The organism is Pseudoflavonifractor sp. An85, assembly GCF_002161235.1.
Classification (GTDB): Bacteria; Bacillota; Clostridia; order Oscillospirales; family Oscillospiraceae; genus Enterenecus.
Genome location: NZ_NFHE01000013.1, coordinates 1 through 16652 on the forward strand (window position 1 = coordinate 1; position 16652 = coordinate 16652).

16 protein-coding genes, 2 tRNA genes and 1 pseudogene are annotated in these 16652 nt (G+C 59.9%); 5 read left to right on the plus strand and 14 right to left on the minus strand.

Features of this window, described 5'->3' with window-relative positions; genetic code table 11:
- The coding region (locus B5G37_RS07590) for a class C sortase (protein ID WP_143482900.1) at positions 1-657 on the plus strand (657 nt) is incomplete at its 5' end.
- Between the two features lie 51 nt (positions 658-708).
- Here B5G37_RS07590 and prfB read toward each other — a convergent pair.
- Positions 709-1830 (minus strand): peptide chain release factor 2, encoded by a 1122-nt coding sequence (gene prfB, locus B5G37_RS07595; protein WP_087256093.1) that lies wholly within the window; start codon positions 1828-1830, stop codon positions 709-711.
- Positions 1831-2250: 420 nt separating this feature from the next.
- On the opposite strand from prfB, the gene B5G37_RS07600 reads away from it, so the two are divergent.
- Positions 2251-2592 carry a helix-turn-helix domain-containing protein gene (locus B5G37_RS07600; protein ID WP_242962815.1) on the plus strand — a complete coding sequence of 114 codons (342 nt, stop codon included), beginning with the start codon at positions 2251-2253 and terminating at the stop codon, positions 2590-2592.
- Between the two features lie 87 nt (positions 2593-2679).
- On the plus strand, positions 2680-3753 hold the full coding sequence (locus B5G37_RS07605; protein WP_242962817.1) for an FUSC family protein: 1074 nt from the start codon (positions 2680-2682) through the stop codon (positions 3751-3753).
- Positions 3754-3796: 43 nt separating this feature from the next.
- On the opposite strand, the gene B5G37_RS07610 is transcribed toward B5G37_RS07605, so the two are convergent.
- Both B5G37_RS07610 and B5G37_RS07615 read right to left on the minus strand, forming a co-directional pair.
- The gene (locus B5G37_RS07610; protein ID WP_087256095.1) at positions 3797-5440 is read right to left on the minus strand and encodes a DAK2 domain-containing protein; all 1644 of its coding nucleotides are present in this window, start codon (positions 5438-5440) and stop codon (positions 3797-3799) included.
- Between the two features lie 34 nt (positions 5441-5474).
- On the minus strand, positions 5475-5825 hold the full coding sequence (locus tag B5G37_RS07615) for an Asp23/Gls24 family envelope stress response protein (protein ID WP_087256098.1): 351 nt from the start codon (positions 5823-5825) through the stop codon (positions 5475-5477).
- 292 nt (positions 5826-6117) lie between these two features.
- On the opposite strand from B5G37_RS07615, the gene B5G37_RS07620 reads away from it, so the two are divergent.
- On the plus strand, positions 6118-6312 hold the full coding sequence (locus tag B5G37_RS07620; protein ID WP_087256100.1) for a hypothetical protein: 195 nt from the start codon (positions 6118-6120) through the stop codon (positions 6310-6312).
- A gap of 39 nt (positions 6313-6351) precedes the next feature.
- Here B5G37_RS07620 and aroE read toward each other — a convergent pair whose 3' ends face one another.
- The 9 genes and pseudogenes from aroE to aroF all read right to left on the minus strand — a co-directional run bounded on the left by aroE (position 6352) and on the right by aroF (position 14041).
- Complete coding sequence (gene aroE, locus B5G37_RS07625) at positions 6352-7179, minus strand: shikimate dehydrogenase (RefSeq protein ID WP_087256103.1); 828 nt, start codon at positions 7177-7179, stop codon at positions 6352-6354.
- A gap of 3 nt (positions 7180-7182) precedes the next feature.
- Positions 7183-7620: a type II 3-dehydroquinate dehydratase gene (aroQ, locus tag B5G37_RS15730; protein ID WP_242962820.1), complete on the minus strand. Its 438-nt coding sequence runs from the start codon at positions 7618-7620 to the stop codon at positions 7183-7185.
- Between the two features lie 18 nt (positions 7621-7638).
- Positions 7639-8112: pseudogene (locus tag B5G37_RS15735) on the minus strand (shikimate kinase); the annotation flags it as partial.
- A gap of 2 nt (positions 8113-8114) precedes the next feature.
- Positions 8115-9272 (minus strand): bifunctional chorismate mutase/prephenate dehydratase, encoded by a 1158-nt coding sequence (locus B5G37_RS07635; protein ID WP_087256108.1) that lies wholly within the window; start codon positions 9270-9272, stop codon positions 8115-8117.
- A 28-nt stretch (positions 9273-9300) separates the two neighbouring features.
- The gene (gene aroC, locus B5G37_RS07640) at positions 9301-10347 is read right to left on the minus strand and encodes a chorismate synthase (RefSeq protein WP_087256110.1); all 1047 of its coding nucleotides are present in this window, start codon (positions 10345-10347) and stop codon (positions 9301-9303) included.
- Positions 10344-11570: a 3-phosphoshikimate 1-carboxyvinyltransferase gene (locus tag B5G37_RS07645; RefSeq protein WP_087256112.1), complete on the minus strand. Its 1227-nt coding sequence runs from the start codon at positions 11568-11570 to the stop codon at positions 10344-10346. The genes aroC and B5G37_RS07645 overlap by 4 nt, the downstream gene beginning before the upstream one ends.
- A 12-nt stretch (positions 11571-11582) precedes the next feature.
- Positions 11583-12644: a 3-dehydroquinate synthase gene (gene aroB / locus B5G37_RS07650; RefSeq protein ID WP_087256114.1), complete on the minus strand. Its 1062-nt coding sequence runs from the start codon at positions 12642-12644 to the stop codon at positions 11583-11585.
- 14 nt (positions 12645-12658) lie between these two features.
- Positions 12659-12991 carry a DUF6054 family protein gene (locus tag B5G37_RS07655; RefSeq protein WP_087256116.1) on the minus strand — a complete coding sequence of 111 codons (333 nt, stop codon included), beginning with the start codon at positions 12989-12991 and terminating at the stop codon, positions 12659-12661.
- Between the two features lie 27 nt (positions 12992-13018).
- Positions 13019-14041, minus strand: coding sequence for a 3-deoxy-7-phosphoheptulonate synthase (aroF, locus tag B5G37_RS07660; protein ID WP_087256118.1), 1023 nt, complete (start codon positions 14039-14041; stop codon positions 13019-13021).
- Between the two features lie 385 nt (positions 14042-14426).
- Here aroF and B5G37_RS07665 point away from each other — a divergent pair, with 385 nt between their 5' ends.
- Entirely contained in the window at positions 14427-15674 is a 1248-nt protein-coding gene (locus B5G37_RS07665; protein ID WP_087256119.1) for a competence/damage-inducible protein A, read from the plus strand.
- A 207-nt stretch (positions 15675-15881) separates the two neighbouring features.
- Here B5G37_RS07665 and B5G37_RS07670 read toward each other — a convergent pair.
- Positions 15882-15957, minus strand: a tRNA-Gly gene (locus B5G37_RS07670).
- Between the two features lie 557 nt (positions 15958-16514).
- Positions 16515-16590, minus strand: a tRNA-Gly gene (locus tag B5G37_RS07675).
- Positions 16591-16652 lie beyond the last annotated feature (62 nt).

A 16652-nucleotide genomic window follows, 5' to 3' on the forward strand; every position in this document is an offset into this window, starting at 1 on the left:
TTGCTGGTGGCAGGCGGGGGCGTGCTGCTCTACCCCAAGTTCACCGCTTGGCGCTATGCCCAGGGGGTGGAGAAGCAAAAGGAGACGTTTTTGCAGCAGGCGGAGGGGGAGAGCCCGAACGACCACGGCCTGGAGGAGCTGTACCAACGGCTGCAGGAGGAGAACCGCCAACTGTTTGAGGGGCATCAGCCCCAGCTCACCGACCCGTTTTCCTATGAGACATCCGCTTTGGATTTGTCCCAATACGGCTTGGAGGATGGAATCATTGGCTTTCTATCCGTAGAAAAGATGGGGGTGGAGCTGCCCATCTATTTGGGCGCCAGCCAGGAACATCTGGCCTTGGGAGCCGCCCACATGACCCAGACCTCCTACCCCATTGGGGGCGACAACACCAACTGTGTGTTGGCAGGGCATCGAGGGTATTACAAAGCGCCCATGTTCCGCAACATTGACCGGTTGGAGGTAGGAGACGTGGTGGAGGTGCGCAACTTCTGGGGGGTGCTGCGCTATCAGGTGTCCCAGATTCAGGTGGTGGAGCCGGATGAGGTGGAGTGCCTGTATATCCAGGGGGGAGCGGATTTGCTCACCCTGATCTCCTGCCACCCCTATCCCACCAACACCTACCGATATGTAGTGACCTGCACCCGGATGGAATGACAAAACCGCCCTGGACCGTAGTCCAGGGCGGTAATTTTATGGTTGATGCAATTACTTGGTGGCCCAGTTGCCGGTGGCGGAGGCGGTGAGGTAGGCGTTGATGAAGCCGTCCAGGTCGCCGTCCATGACGCCGTTGATGTTGGAGGTCTCAAAGGCGGTGCGGTTGTCCTTTACCAGCTGGTAGGGCATGAACACGTAGGAGCGGATCTGGCTGCCCCACTCGATTTTCAGCTGCACGCCCTTGATGTCGGAGATCTTGTCCAGGTGCTCTTGCTCCTTAATCTGGATCAGCTTGGAGCGCAGCATCTTCATACAGGTCTCACGGTTTTGCAGCTGGCTTCGCTCGGTTTGGCAGGCCACCACCAGGCCGGAGGGCTTGTGGATCAGTCGCACGGCAGAGGAGGTCTTGTTGACGTGCTGGCCGCCAGCGCCGGAGGCGCGATAGACCTGCATTTCGATGTCCTCGGGGCGAATCTCCACTTCCACGCTGTCGTCGATTTCGGGGGTGACCTCCACGGCGGCAAAGGAGGTCTGACGGCGGGCGTTGGCATCAAAGGGGGAGACGCGCACCAGGCGGTGCACCCCGTGCTCGCTCTTCAAATAGCCGTAGGCGTTCTCGCCGTCGATGCGGATGGTGGCGGACTTGATGCCCGCCTCGTCGCCGTCCTGGTAGTCCAGAATGGAGTAGGTAAAGCCGTGGCGCTCGGCCCAACGGGTGTACATGCGGTAGAGCATCTGAGCCCAGTCCTGGGCCTCAGTGCCGCCGGCACCGGCCTGGAGAGAGACAATGGCGGGGGCGGAGTCGTACTCACCAGACAGCAGGGTGGCCAGACGGGCCTCCTCCATGTTGCGGATGAGCCCCTCGAAGCCCTCTTCCACCTCGGGCACCAGGGATTCGTCCTCCTCCTCGTTGCCCATTTCGCACATGACCATCAAATCGTCCCAGGTGGACAGACGTTTGGCCTGGGCGTTGATTTTACCCTCCAGCTGGCTGATGCGCTGCTGAATCTTGCGGGCCTTCTCCACGTTGTCCCAGAACCCGTCAGAGGCGGACTCGGCCTGGAGCATATCCAACTCCCGCTCGGCACTCTCCAAATCCAGGGCCTGACCCAGCTCTTCCAGCTCGGGCTTGAGGTTGTTGAGTTTTACCTTGTATTCGTCAAATTGAAGCATGTTCGTTCATCCTTTAACCGGCCCATGGCCATAATATATCCCATATATTATATAGAAAGGCGGATGGGTTGTAAAGGGGGGAGATTCCCGTCAAAAAGATGATTTTTAACCCTCAACGCTGGCTGACGATTGGCCCAGCCTGACCCATGAAGATGAGATCGTCCACGTCGGGCGTGGGAGTGGTGGTTTTCGGGGGTGTGCTTTGCAAGAACATGGTATATCGCTCCGTTTCTATGAAATTCTATGGGAGAATGGGCGCCCTTGCCGCCACACTCCCCCGTATACCATGTAGTATATGCAAAGAGGGGTGAAAAGTTGCATGAAATCTGGAGGAATTGGAGAAAGAGAAAAAGGTCTCTTGACAAGGCATGGGTGCCTCCATATAATTAACGCTGTTAACTATATGGAGGCGAAGGAAACATGGAATTGGAATGGACGGATGTGATGCACTACCAGCAGCAGATGCAGCGGCTCATCCGGCTGTTGCTGCCCCAGAAGCCGGGACGGTTGACGGCCAGTGAATGGGAACTGCTGTCCTGGCTGTATCTGAAACCCGGCCAGAATCGGCCCATGCAGCTCAGCCAGTGCAGCGGCATGAAAAAAGAGGCGGTGAGCCGCTGTCTGAAAAGCCTATCGGAAAAAGGATATATCGCCAAACAGCCCCAGCCGGGGGATGAGAGGAGCTATTGCCTGTCCCTCACCGAGCTAGGTCTGGAGGAGCTGAAAAACCAGTGTGAGGCCAATCTGGACCCCCTACTATGACTTGCTGCGGCAGGTAGGCCCCATCTTTGCGGAGCTGCTGGCCCAGGTGGACCAGGTGGTCAACCAAGTGGAGAAGGGGAGAAAGGTATGATGGGTGTATATCAAGGGTTGCAGCTGGACCCCGCCATTTTGAAGCAGTACATCCGCAACAGCGACTCGCCCAAGGAGAAGCGGTATTACTACGCCATCATGGCGGCCCGATCCCTGCTCATTGTGGCCTTTGCCATCCTCTTCATTGGAGGCCTGTCCCAAATCTTTGGGCAGGAGAATTCCCCCATGGCGGTGGTGCTGTTTTGCTGGATGCTGTCCATCCGGTTTGTGAATTTTGAGTACTGCGTCCGGGAGTCTCTGGTGACGCTGGCGGTGGTGCTGTTGATTTTGTTGGTGGCCCCCACTCTGGCCCTGATGGCCCCGCCTATCCCCCTGTTTGTCCTCCACGGGGTGGCGTTTTTCGCCTTGCTGACCATTACCAGCCAGCGCCCGGAACTGGGCAACGGCGGTCTGTGCGGTTTTTCCTACGTCTACCTCACCGGCAACCCGGTGCAGGGGGAGGTGCTGCTTCAGCGGGCGGGGTTGGCCCTGGTGGGATACGCAATCTGCGCCCTCATTCTGGTGAAAAAGCATCGCCAGGCCCACACCCAGGTGCGCTTTCACCATGTGGTGCGGCGGTTTTCCCTCACCTCTCTGACAAACCTCTGGCAGGTGCGCATGGCCCTGGGGGTAAGTTTGGTGCTCACCCTGGGTAGCGTGCTCCAGGTGCAGCGGTTTATCTGGATGGGCTTTGCCTGCGCGTCGCTGCTGTCCCAATACCCCTACTCCCATGACACCCGCACCCGGGTGTGGCAGCGCATGGTGGGGGTGCTGGCAGGGTCGGGAGCCTACTTCCTGTTGTATCTGGTGCTTCCTGAGGCGTTACACCCTATGATGGGGCCTTTAGGCGGTGTGTGCCTGGGATTTTGCACCGACTACCGGTACAAAACGGCTATGAACTGCTTCGGGGCGTTGATGATGGGCACTGCCATTCACGGCGTGCAGGACGCGGTGGTGCTGCGCATTGTGGATACCCTTCTGGGGGTGTTGCTGGGTATGGTGTTTGCCTGGGTGTTCCACCATCTGGTGACAGTGCGGGTGCTGCCCAGACAAGAGACCAAAACGGCATAAAAAAGGCGGTGCAGCTTTTGCTGCACCGCCTTTTGGCTCTTGGTTATTCTGCGGAGATCATATAGTAGTACACGGGCTGACCGCCGCTGAGCAGGGTGATCTCGGCGTTGGGGCACAGACGCTGGAACAGCTCCAGGGCCTTGCCGGCGGACTCCTCGTCCACGTCCTCGCCGTAGAAGATGTTGATGAACTCGGCATTCTGCTGGGTCTCGGCCTGGGCCAGGTTCTCCAGCAGTTCCTCCATGGACTGGGCGGTGCCAAACAGCTGACCGTCGCTGAGGGCCATGTAGTCGCCCTCCTTGATGGCGAAGCCGTCAAAGTCGGAGTTACGGGCGGCGTAGGTCACCTCGCTGGTGTGCACGTTGGCCATAGCGTCCTGCATGGCGGTGACGTTGTCCTGCACCTCGCCCTCGGGATCCATCATCAGCAGAGCGGAAATGCCCTGGGGCACGGTACGGGTGGGGATGACCACCACTTCCTTGCCATCTACCAGGCCCACACACTGCTGAGCGGCCATGATGATGTTCTTGTTGTTGGGCAGCACGAACACCACTTCGGAGGGGGTGCGGGCAATTTCCCGCAGAATGTCCTCGGTGGAGGGGTTCATGGTCTGGCCGCCGGAAATGATGCCGTCCACGCCCAGGTCCCGGAACACGGAGGCCAGGCCGCCGCCAGCGCATACGGCCACCACGCCGTACTTCTTCTCGGCAGGGGCCACAGCAGAAGCCTCTTCCTCCTCCTGGTGGACCTCCTCCAGGATCTCGGTGTGCTGCTCCCGCATGTTCTCGATCTTCACGGTGAGCAAAGCGCCGTAGGTCAGCGCCTCTTCCAGCACCCGGCCGGGGTGGTTGGTGTGGACGTGGACTTTGATGATCTCGTCATCGTCCACCAGTACCAGGCTGTCGCCCATACCGTTGAGGAAGGAGCGCAGCAGCTCGGGGTCCTTGGTGTTGTCCCGGGAGCAGATGAACTCGGTGCAGTAGCCGAAGGTGATGTCCCCGGTCTCGAAGGAGGCGAAATCCGCCTTGTCCTTGGCCTTGGGAGCCTCGTCCTCCTCGCCCTGAGGGGCGGGAATGCCGCGCATTTCATCCAGCATACCCTGGAGGATGATGAGGTAGCCCTTACCACCGGCGTCCACCACGCCCGCCTTCTTCAGTACGGGGTTTTGGTTGATGGTCTCGGCCAGAGCCTCCTGGCCGTGGGCAATGGCGGCCTCCAGCACGTGCTCGGCGCTGTTTTGCTCCTGAGCGGCCTCGGTGGCAGCGGCAGCAGACAGGCGGGAGACGGTGAGGATGGTGCCCTCAGCGGGCTTCATAACTGCCTTGTAAGCGGCGGATACACCCTCGTTGAGGGCGGCGGCCAGCACCACGCCGTCGGCGGTGTCATGCTCCTTGAGGGCCTTGGACACGCCGCGGAACAGCAGGGACAGGATGACGCCGGAGTTACCACGGGCGCCCCGCAGCAGAGCGGAGGCGTTGGTGGCGGCAGCCTGACTGATGGTGGTGGCGGGCTTTTTCTTAGCCTCGGCAGCGGCGGTGCCAATGGTCAGGGACATGTTGGTGCCGGTGTCGCCGTCGGGCACAGGGAAGACGTTGAGCTCGTTGATGCTCTGCTTCTGGGCGTTGATGGAGGCGGCAGCATGCACCACCATGCGCTGAAACAGAGCGCCATCAATGATATCGATCATAGTTCAGCAAATTCCTTTCTATCCGGTCTGACCCTCAGCCAATGACCATGGAGTCCACGCACACGGAAACGCTGCGCACCTCCACGCCAGTCAGACGGTTGACGTTATATTTCACTTCGCTTTGGATGGAGCGGCTGACTGCCACCAGGTTTACCCCGTTGTCCACGATGATGTGCAACTCAATGGACACGGAATCATCCTCGTGATAGACCAGCTTGACGCCTTTGGACATGGACTCCCGGCGCAGCAGGTGGACCAGACCGTCGGTTTTGGAGCGGAAAGCCATACCCTTCACGCCGTAGCAGCTGGTGGCCACAGCACCGGTGATGTTGCTGAATACTTCGCTGGCAATGCGGATGCGGCCCTTTTCAGTTTGTATCTTCATGGAACCCTTCCTTTCTATGGTAAGAGTGGAGTTGCAAAGTTGCGTCAATGCTTTAGTCTATACATTGTATTCCATTTCTCGAAAAAAAACAAGGGGAGTTTTCCCCCAGAGGGTGTACAAAGGATGGAAATTTTTCGGGAGAAATTGCCCCTTTGTGGTAAAAATGTGGAAAGCGGCCGGGAAGGAATGGGAGACGGCGGGAGTAGTTGTGAATTTTTTTCAATTCCCATTGTTTTTTCGGTACAAATCGTGTAAACTATGACGTACCGAAACACACAAGGAGGGACTGAACATGAAAGTCATCCGCTTTATCTTGAAGGCCGCTGCTGTGGCCATGGCCGTCAGCGCCGTGGTGTGTCTGGTTATGGCATACTGGGACAAAATTGTGGACACCTTCTACGCCATTGCCGACAAGGTGGAGGAGAAGAAGGCAAACTGCTGCTTCTGTTCCTCCGAGTACGACGACTACGAGGATATCGAGCTGTAAGCGAGCAGAAAACCGCTGCCCATACGGGCAGCGGTTTTTTTATGCCTGTAAAGCCTGAAATACCACCTGGGCCAGCTCCTCACCAGGCAGCTGGCGGTCTAAGAAGTATTCCAGGGCGAAGATGGCCTGATAGACCAGCATGGGCAGGCCGTTGCATACCCCCAGCCCGCGGGCCTGGGCCTGATGGAGGAGTTGGGTTTTAGCGGGATGGTAGATCAAATCCATCACCCCGCTGCCAGAGGGCAGAGCATCCAAAAAAGAGAAGTCTTCAAACTGGTGAGGACAGCCATCCATCCCCAAATTGGTGCAGTTGATGACCAGTTGAGCCTGACTGCACAGGTGGGAGAGGGTGCCGGGATCAAAGTCAGCAGGCGTGAGCACCCCGTCGGGGTCTAACTGGCACAACTGCTGGGCTTTGGACCGTGTACGGTTGCACACCCAAATGGGGCCTGGATTCTCCCGGGCTAAGCGCAGGGCCACGGCTTTGGCGGCTCCACCAGCACCCAAAATGACCACCCCACGGGCAGGCCACAGGCCCTGATGATGCAGAGCGGCCAGACAGCCTTCTCCGTCGGTATTGTGGCCCACCCATGCGCCGTCCCGGAGGCATACCGTGTTCACCGCCCCACATCGGACGGCATCTTCGCCCAGGGTGTCCATCAGGGGGATCAGATCCTCCTTGTGGGGCATAGTGGCGTTGAAGCCGGTGACGCTGTGGGCCTTGGCCCAGGCCAGATAGTCCGGCAAGCCCCCCTTGGGAACCACCTGAGGGGTATAGGATAGATCCAGTCCCAGGTGGTGGAGCATGGCGGTGTGAATGAGGGGGGATTTGGAGTGGAGAACGGGATCCCCAATGACCTGGAGCATGGCTCACTGCCCTCCCTTGAGGAAGAAGTCCATGGCCCGTAGGTACCCCTCAAAGCCCAGACCATAGATCTGGCCCACGCAGGCGGGGGCGGTGACCGAGACGGAGCGGAAGGACTCCCGGGCCTGAATGTTGCTGATGTGCACCTCGAAGGCTGGGGTATCTACTGCCTGGATGGCGTCGAAAATGGCGTAGCTGTAATGGGTGTAGGCGCCGGGATTGATGATAATGGCATCAAAGACCCCGTCGGCGGCGTGAATCTGGTCGATGAGGGCCCCCTCGTGGTTGGACTGGAAGCAGGTGGCGGTGGAGTTGTGCTCTTTGGCGTAGGCCTGAATCATGGCGCACAGGGATTCATAACTCTCGTGGCCATACACCCCCGGTTCCCGCTTGCCCAGCAGGTTCAAATTGGGGCCGTTGAGGATGAGAAACTTTTTGCCCAGCTCGGAGATTTTCTCCAAAATCTCCGCAACGGTGGCCTGAGGTGTGGAAAAGTCGTGGATGAGCACATCCGCCGCGGTGAGGTAGTGGGGCAGACGGTGGAGATGGCGCTCCACGAAAGCCTCATGCCCATCCTGGGCCAGAGGACGGCCCTGGATGTCCAGGGTGGCGCAGATCTCTCCGATGGGGCGGTCAAGAAACACCAAAATGCCATTGCGGCGCAGAGAGGCCACGTTTTTTCTCGACAGCACCGCCCCACCACCGGTGGCGATGACCAGACCGTCCTGGCCTCCCACCTGCTCCAGCACCTGGCTTTCCAGAGAGCGGAAGCCCCGCTCTCCGTCCTGGGCAAAAATCTCTGCAATGGTGCGCCCGGAGTTGCCCTCGATGAGGGTGTCGCAGTCCACAAAGGGACGGCCCAGCTGTTGGGCCAGCAGTTGTCCAACGGTGGTTTTTCCACAGCCCATCATGCCAATGAGGACAATATTCTTCATTTCTATCCCTCCAAATTCGACACAAAGTTGCCTAACACTCGAAAATCTCCCGTGGTTTGGGAGAGCTCATGGAGCACATCGGCGATTTCCGGGGTGTTGAGACTTCCGGTGAACTCCAAAAAGAACATGTATTCCCAGCTGTGCTCTGGCATGGGGCGGGACTCCAGTTTCACCATGTTCAGCCCATGGACAGCGAAGATGGTGAGAATTTCATGGAGGGAACCGGCCTGATGGGGGAGGAGGAACACAGTGCTGATTTTGTCCGCCCCCTCCCGCAACTCCATGTGAGGAGATACCACCACGAAACGGGTGGTGTTGTGGGAGTTGTGGTTGATGCCCTGGGCCAGAATGTTGAGCCCGTAGAGCTGGGCGGCCCGGGCGGAGCACACGGCAGCTTTGGTAAGATCGCCGCTTTCGGCCACCATCTGAGCCGACCCGGCGGTGTCCGCCTGGGGCACCCGCTTCCAGTGGGGATAGCGATTTAAAAACTGCTCGCTTTGGAACAGCCCCTGCTCATGGGAGTATACGTGGGTGATGGTGTCCAGGGTAGCCCCAGGCAGAGCCATGAGGCAGTGCTCCACCTTCACTGTGGTCTCCCCCACAATGAAGTACTCATATTGGGTGAGCAGGTCGTAAATTTGCCGGATGGCCCCAGTGGAGCTGTTCTCGATGGGGAGAACGGCGTAGTCTGCCCGTCCCTCTTTCAGGGCCAGGAAAGTGTCTTCAAACTGCTCCAGCCCGGTGGCCTGCACCCCTGGGCCGAAGAAGTTGATGCAGGCTTGCTCACTGTACGCCCCCGGCACGCCCTGGTAGACCACCCGGGGGGTGTCCACCGGGGCCTGGATGCCCGCCATGGCGCTCAGCAGCCGGGGCAAACCGGGGTTGTCCGCCCGTTCGTGGGTCATATCCCGCTGTTGGCGGCGGGATATGGACATGATGGTCTGAAAAAGGGTGGTGACTCCGGGGCGAAGCTCCCCCTCCACCAGCTGGGCCTTGTTTTGCAGCACTTGTCGCTCCCGGGCTGCATCCAGCACCGGCAGGCCACGCTCCAGTTTGTATTGGCCCACCCGGGCGGTGACAGCCATGCGCTGGCGGAACAAGTCCACCATCTGCCGGTCAATGCCGTCTATTTCATGTCTCAACTGCTGCAATTCGTCCATGGGAATGGCCTCCTGAAGGTAAAGTGGATTAGATGCCCAGCAACTGGCAGGCAGCCAGAGCGGCGGCGGCTTCCACCACCGGTACTGCCCGGGGCACCACGCAAGGGTCATGCCGTCCCTGCAAGGAAAGTTCCGCATTTTCCATGCGGCTCATGTCAATGGTAAATTGGGTGCGGGCGATGGAAGGGGTGGGGCGCATGGTCACCTCAAACACCAGGGGCATGCCGTTGGTGATGCCGCCGTTGATGCCGCCGGCGCAGTTCTGTTCGGCCCCCACCTGACCGTGCTCGTCCACGTACAGGGGGTCGTTGGCTTCCGAGCCCCGCATGAGGGAGAAAGCGGTGCCAGCGCCGAAGGCCACCGCCTTCACCGCTGGAATGGCAAACAGGTACTGAGAGAAGATGCCCTCGGCGTTTTCTCCAAAGTCGGGGGAGCCGTACCCGGCTGGAAGGCCGAACACGCCGCACTCAATGGACCCGCCCACGGAGTCCTGGTCTTCCTTGGCCTCCAAAATGACCTCCTGCATTTCCTGGCCCTTCTGGTCGTCCAGCACGGGAAACTCCTTGTCCGCCACCCCTTTCAGGGTGTCCCAGTCCTCCAGGGCCTCATCGCTCACGCCGTAGATAGAACTGATGTGAGCGCCCACATAGATGCTTTGCTGGGCCAGAATCTGCTTGGCGATGGCCCCGGCAAACACCAGCGGGGCAGTGAGCCGCCCGGAGAAGTGACCGCCGCCCCGGTAGTCGTTGAAGCCCTGGTATCGCACATGGGCGGGGTAGTCGGCGTGGCCGGGGCGGGCCAAATCCTTGGTGCGGCTGTAATCCCCGCTTCGGGTGTCGGTGTTGGGGATCATGGCGCACAGGGGGGAACCGGTGGTTTTGCCCTCAAACACGCCGGAGAGCACTTGTACCTGGTCGGCTTCCTTTCGGGCAGTGGCCAGGGGGGACTTGCCAGGGGCCCGACGGGCCATGTCCTTGGCGATGGCGTCCCAGTCCAGGGTCAGACCGGCGGGCACGCCGGTGAGGGTGACCCCGATGGCGGGGCCGTGGGATTCGCCAAAAATGGTGTATTTCATAGAGTTTCCTCGCTTTTTACAATGTTTCCACCCAACTGCTGGTAGACCTCCCAGAAGTCGGGGAAGGATTTGGCCACGCACTGAGCGCCCGTGAGGGTGATGGGAGAGGTGCAGCGGGTGGCCGCCACCGCCGCCATCATGGCGATGCGGTGGTCGTTGTGGCAGGGGACGGTGACCCCACCGTTCAACTGGGCTTTGCCCACAATGGTGAGCCCTTCCGCCAGCTCTTCCACGTGGGCACCCAGGGCGCAGAGCACCTGGGAGGTGGTGGCCAGCCGGTCACTCTCCTTGATGCGCAACCGGGCCGCCCCCACAATGTGGCAGGTTTTCCCCTCCATACCGGCCGCCAACGCCGCCAGAGGAGGCACCAGGTCGGGGCACTGGCTCACGTCCAGGGTGAGGTCCGTTTCCGGCCCAGTGAGGGCTTCATAAAAGCCCACCATCCGCTGGTCCCCCTGTTTGGAGCGGGGGTTTAGGCCCTGGATGTCCAGATCATTGCCCAGCCCCAAGGCGGCGTAGAAAAAGCCGGCCTGGGACCAGTCCGCCTCTACGGCTCCCTGTATGGGGGTGTAGTGCTGACCGCCGGGGACCGTGTAGCCGTCCAGAGCAATCCCGGCGGCGGTGAGGGCGTCCCGGGTCATGGCCACGTAGTCCTCCGACTCCAGGGGGGAGGTGAGGGTGATGGTGGAGGTGCCCTCCACCAAAGGCAAGGCGTAGAGCAGGCCGGTGACAAACTGGCTGGATACGTTCCCGGGCAGAGGGTAGTCCCCGGCGGGAAGCTGGCCCTGTACGGTGAGCACCCCGTTTTCCAGGGTGTAGGAGACGCCTTTGGCATCGAAAAGATCAAAATAGGGCTTTTGGGGCCGCTCCATCAGCCGCCCCTGGCCGGTGAACACCCCGCCGCCTGCCACCGCCAGAGCGATGGGGATGAGAAAGCGTAGGGTGGAGCCGGACTCCCCACAGTCCAGGTGGGGGAGGGAGGAGTGGGGGCGGTTCATGGTGAGGCCCTGCACCGTGAGGGTGGAGCCTTCCCAGGTAAAGGTGGCGCCCAGGGCTTTCATACACCGGATGGTAGCCAGAATGTCCTGGGATTGGGCCACGTTGTGGAGTACGCTCTCCCCCTCTGCCAAGGCGGCGGCGATGATGAGCCGGTGGGCCTGGCTTTTGGAGGGGGGCGGGGTGACGGGACCATGGAGTTTCGTGGGGGTAATGGTGACGTTCATAAAAATACCTCGTTATAGCATGGCCAGCAGCTGCTGCTTTTCCATGGGATAGGCCACGGCGTGGCCGGGGCGGTCCAAGAGAATGAGAGAGATGGAGGAGCCCGCCCCTTTCTTGTCCAAACCAATGGCGGCGGCGTAGTCGTCCTGGGTGCAGGGGATGGCGGTGGGCAGGCCGAAGGCGGAGACCAGCCGGGCAATGGACCCGGACAGGTGGGCGGGGGTGAGGCCCAGAGAGATACCTAGTTCGGCAGCTCGTACCATTCCGGTGGCCACCCCTTGCCCGTGGGTGTAGGTTCGGTAGTGGCCTGCCAGCTCATAGGCGTGGCCCAGGGTGTGGCCGAAGTTGAGGATCATCCGCCGCCCGGTGTCCAGTTCGTCCTCCGCCACCACCTCCGCTTTGATGCGGCAGCAGGTGTGGAGCACATGGCCGATGTTGGCCATGATGGCCGAGCGGGTGGCGTGCTGCCCCAGAAACTCCAAAAAACTCTGGTCTGCAATGCACCCGTATTTGATGACCTCTGCCATACCGTCGGCAAAGGTCTCGTCGGGGAGGGTGTCCAGGGTGGTGGGGTCCATGAGCACCAGCCGGGGCTGATAGAAGGCACCGGCCAGGTTTTTTCCCTCCGGCAGGTCGATGGCCACCTTGCCCCCCACCGAGGAATCCACCTGGGCCAGCAGGGTGGTGGGAATCTGAATGAAAGCCACCCCTCGCAGCATGGTGGCGGCGGCAAAACCCGCCAGATCCCCCACCACGCCGCCGCCCAGGGCCACCACGCAGTCGGTGCGGGTGAGACCAAAGCGGGCAAAGCCACTCCACAGTTTGGCCAGCTGGTCCGAGCACTTGCTCTCCTCTCCGGCGGGGACTACGAAGGTCTCCACCTGGAACCCGGCCAGGGAGAGGCTGTGGGCTACAATTTCGCCGTACAGCGGGGCCACATGGGAGTCGGTGACCAGGGCTGCCTTGCGGGCTCCAGGGAGCACGGAGCAGATGTAGCCCCCGGCCTGGGGGAGCAGGCCGGGTTGAATGAGAATGTCATACTCCCGCCCGGGGAGGGGGACTGTGAGGGTGAGCATGGGAAAATCTCCTCTCAGAGTTTGTCTACGGCCTGGGCCAGGGTGTCCAAAAAGGCATCCTCGCCCCAGGTATTGATTTTGAAGAACATGGCCTGACTGCCACCGGCGGTGATGGCGGTGAGGTGGAGTTGGTCACCCAACCCGGTGAGCATCAGGCACAGGGCCACCCGGTTGCTTCCCATGGCGCTGTACCGTTCGTACATGCGTATGGCACAGTGGGTGTCTCCCATCATGTAGTCGTTACCATTCTCATAGGAAGCGGACATGCTGCCATTCAAAATAGTGTTGTGCAGGGTGTGAAGGACTTCGTGAAAGTCTCCGCTGAAGGTGCGTTCCAACATGGCCATGGTTCAAACTCCTCTCTTCGGTTTGATTTAGGTGAGTGTCTTGCCCATCAGCTCCACCAGGGGGGTCACTTTATCCATGAGGCGGCGGAACTTTTCAGGGGTGAGGGACTGCTGCCCGTCGCACAGAGCGCAGGCGGGGTTGTTGTGTACCTCGATCATCAGACCGTCGGCGCCCACAGCGGCGGCGGCCATGGCCAGAGGCTCCACCATCCAGTACATGCCCGCAGCGTGGGAGGGGTCCACCACGATGGGCAGGTGGCTCATGCGGCGGATGGCGGGGATGGCGGACAGGTCCAGGGTGTTGCGGGTGTAGGTCTCAAAGGTGCGCACGCCCCGCTCACACAAAATGACGTTCTCGTTGCCGGCGGCCATGATGTACTCGGCGGACATGATCCACTCCTCGTAGGTGTTGGCTAGACCCCGCTTGAGCAAAATGGGCTTGGACATCTTGCCCACCTCTTTGAGCAGGTCAAAATTCTGCATGTTCCGGGCGCCGATCTGCACCATATCCACCTTTTCCTCGAAGAGCTCGCAGTATTTGGGGCTCATCAGCTCGGTGACGATGGGCAGGCCAGTCTCCGCCTTGGCCTCCAGCAGCAGGTCCAGGCCGGGAGTGCCCATGCCCTGGAAGGCGTAGGGGGAGGTGCGGGGCTTGAAGGCGCCGCCGCGCAGCAGGGAGGCCCCGGAGGCCTTCACCGACTGGGCCACGTCAATGATCTGCTCCCGGCTCTCCACGGAGCAGGGACCGGCAATGACGGTGAACCCGCCGCCGCCGATAACGGCATCTCCAATGCGCACAGCGCTGTCCTCGGGGTGGAACTTGCGGTTGGCCTTCTTGTAGGGTTCCTGTACCCGCATGACCCGATCCACGTCCTGGTGGATGGTGATTTTATCCTGGTCAATGCGGGAGGTGTCTCCCACCAGGCCCAGAATGGAGCACCCTACACCTTTGGTGATGCTGACTCGTACTTCCGGATGGTCTTGTTCCAGTTGATGGGCCAAACCCTGGATGGTATCCTGGGTGGCGGTGGGTTTCATGACAATAACCATGGTCAATTCTTCCTTTCTTTGTGGTGGCATAAAATGAAAAATCGCCCATTGACTGCCACATGCGTCAATGAGCGTTCCATTTCGGTATGTTGGATTTTGCCCCCAAAAGCTGGGTGCAAAAAGGCTCACTCAATGCCGCGTTGTTCCATGACAAAATAGCCGTACCCGGTAAATCGAGTAAAGCCATAATAAGCCATGAAGTTGTGAGCAGTGGTGTGAGTCATCGCTACAAACCTCGCTAGATGAAGTGAGGTCATTATATCCCAACGAGTGGGAAAATGCAAGCCCTTTTTTTCTGATGCGCTAAAGTGAGAAAGATGTGGGCATTGACAAGGGGGCGCGGGGAGAATAGGATAACAGCAAAGACCACAGGAGGAAACTGCATATGGAACATCAAGTGGAATTGCTGGCAGTGGGCACCGAGCTGCTGCTGGGAAACACCTTAAATACCGATGCTCGGGACTTAAGCCGTCTGCTCTCCGGCATGGGACTCAATGTGTACCACCACACAGTGGTGGGGGACAATCCGGGACGGCTTGCTCAGGCGGTGGAGATAGCCCGGAGCCGAGCGGATGTCATCATTACCACTGGCGGACTGGGGCCGACCTGTGATGATCTGACCAAGAAGGTGGTGGCCCAGGCCTTTGGGCTGCCCCTGGAGTACCATCCGGAATGTGAGGAGAGCATCCGGGCGTATTTTGCCAAGTCGGGCCGAGAAATGACGGAAAATAACCTGCAGCAGGCCTATTTGCCCCAAGGCTGTACGGTGCTGGAAAACCACTGGGGCACCGCACCCGGGTGCGCCTTCTGCGTGGACGGGGTGCACGTGGTGATGCTTCCCGGTCCGCCTCGGGAGTGCATTCCCATGTTCCGGGAGCAGGCGGTTCCCTACCTCTCCCAGCTCACCCAAGGGGTCATTCACTCCCGCACCCTGCGCATCTTCGGCCTGGGAGAGTCGGGGGTGGAGCAGCTGCTGCGGGATAAGATGAACGCCTTGACCAATCCCACCCTGGCCCCCTACGCCAAGGAAGGAGAAGTGGAGCTGCGCATCACCGCCAAGGCAGACACCGTGGAGCAGGCCCAGGCCATGATTGCCCCGGTGGAGCAGGAAGTGCGGGCCATGTTGGGCGATCAGATCTATGGGGCGGATGTGTCCTCTCTGGAGGAAGTGGTGGTGCCTTTGCTGGCCCGGAAGGGGCTGACCCTGGGCACGGCGGAGAGCTGCACAGGAGGGCTCATCGCCAAGCGCATCACCGATGTGCCCGGGTCCTCGGCAGTGCTGCGGGGCGGTGTGGTCAGCTACACCAACGCGGTGAAAAGTAACGTCCTGGGGGTGTCTCAGGAGCTGCTGGACTCCCAGGGGGCGGTGTGCGGGGAAGTAGCCCGACAGATGGCCCTGGGTGCCCGGGAGGTGCTGGGGTGCGACTTGGCGGTGTCCACCACCGGCGTGGCAGGCCCGGACAGCGACGACTGGGGTAACCCGGTGGGGCTGGTGTATGTGGCCCTGGCTACCCCCCAGGGGTGCCAGGTGGTGGAGCTGCACCTGGGCGGGGCCGCCCAGCGCCGGGATCGGGTGCGCACCTTAGCGGCCAACCATGCTCTGGATTTGGTGCGGCGGTACTGCGAGAAATAACCTGCGGATAGCAAAAAAGAAGGTCTGACCAGAGGTCAGACCTTCTTTTTTGGAGCGAGTGACGAGGCTCGAACCCGCTTCCGTACCCACAAAAGCCGGGGGCTTTTGCGGGGCCCCCAACCTCAGATTTCAAGTTAAGGTGGAGGTAGCGAGTTCCCAAGGCAGGAAAAAATGGAGATATACCCGGATAGGTATATCTCCATACAATGGAGCGAGTGACGAGGCTCGAACTCGCTACCTCCACCTTGGCAAGGTGGCGCTCTACCAGATGAGCTACACTCGCAACGACAAGAGGTATGTTACCAGACAAGAGCGTTTTTGTCAAGGGGAAAATCAAAAATGTGTGGGGGTGGTGAGTTTCTGCACCACGGGGGCCCCGCAAGGCGGGGCGGCGCGGGTGCGCCGTACAAGCGTTTTCGCCTGAGGCGAAAACCTTGGCACAGCCGGAATTGACTTCCGGCGAGCATTGAAATAACTTACGGATACCAAATGAAAACGGCCTGACCTAAGTCAGACCGTTTTTATTTGGAGCGAGTGACGAGGCTCGAACCCGCTTCCGTACCCACAAAAGCCGGGGGCTTTTGCGGGGCCCCCAACCTCAGATTTCAAGTTAAGGTGGAGGTAGCGAGATCTCAAGGCAAGAAAAAATGGAGATATACCCAGATAGGCATATCTCCATACAATGGAGCGAGTGACGAGGCTCGAACTCGCTTCCGTACCCACAAAAGCCGGGGGCTTTTGCGGGGCCCCCAACCTCAGATTTCAAGTTAAGGTGGAGGTAGCGAGTTCCCAAGGCAAGAAAAAATGGAGATATACCCAGATAGGCATATCTCCATACAATGGAGCGAGTGACGAGGCTCGAACTCGCTACCTCCACCTTGGCAAGGTGGCGCTCTACCAGATGAGCTACACTCGCGACAACAAAAGGGATGATACCAGATATCATCCCTTTTGTCAACAGGTTTTTTCTAAGTTTGT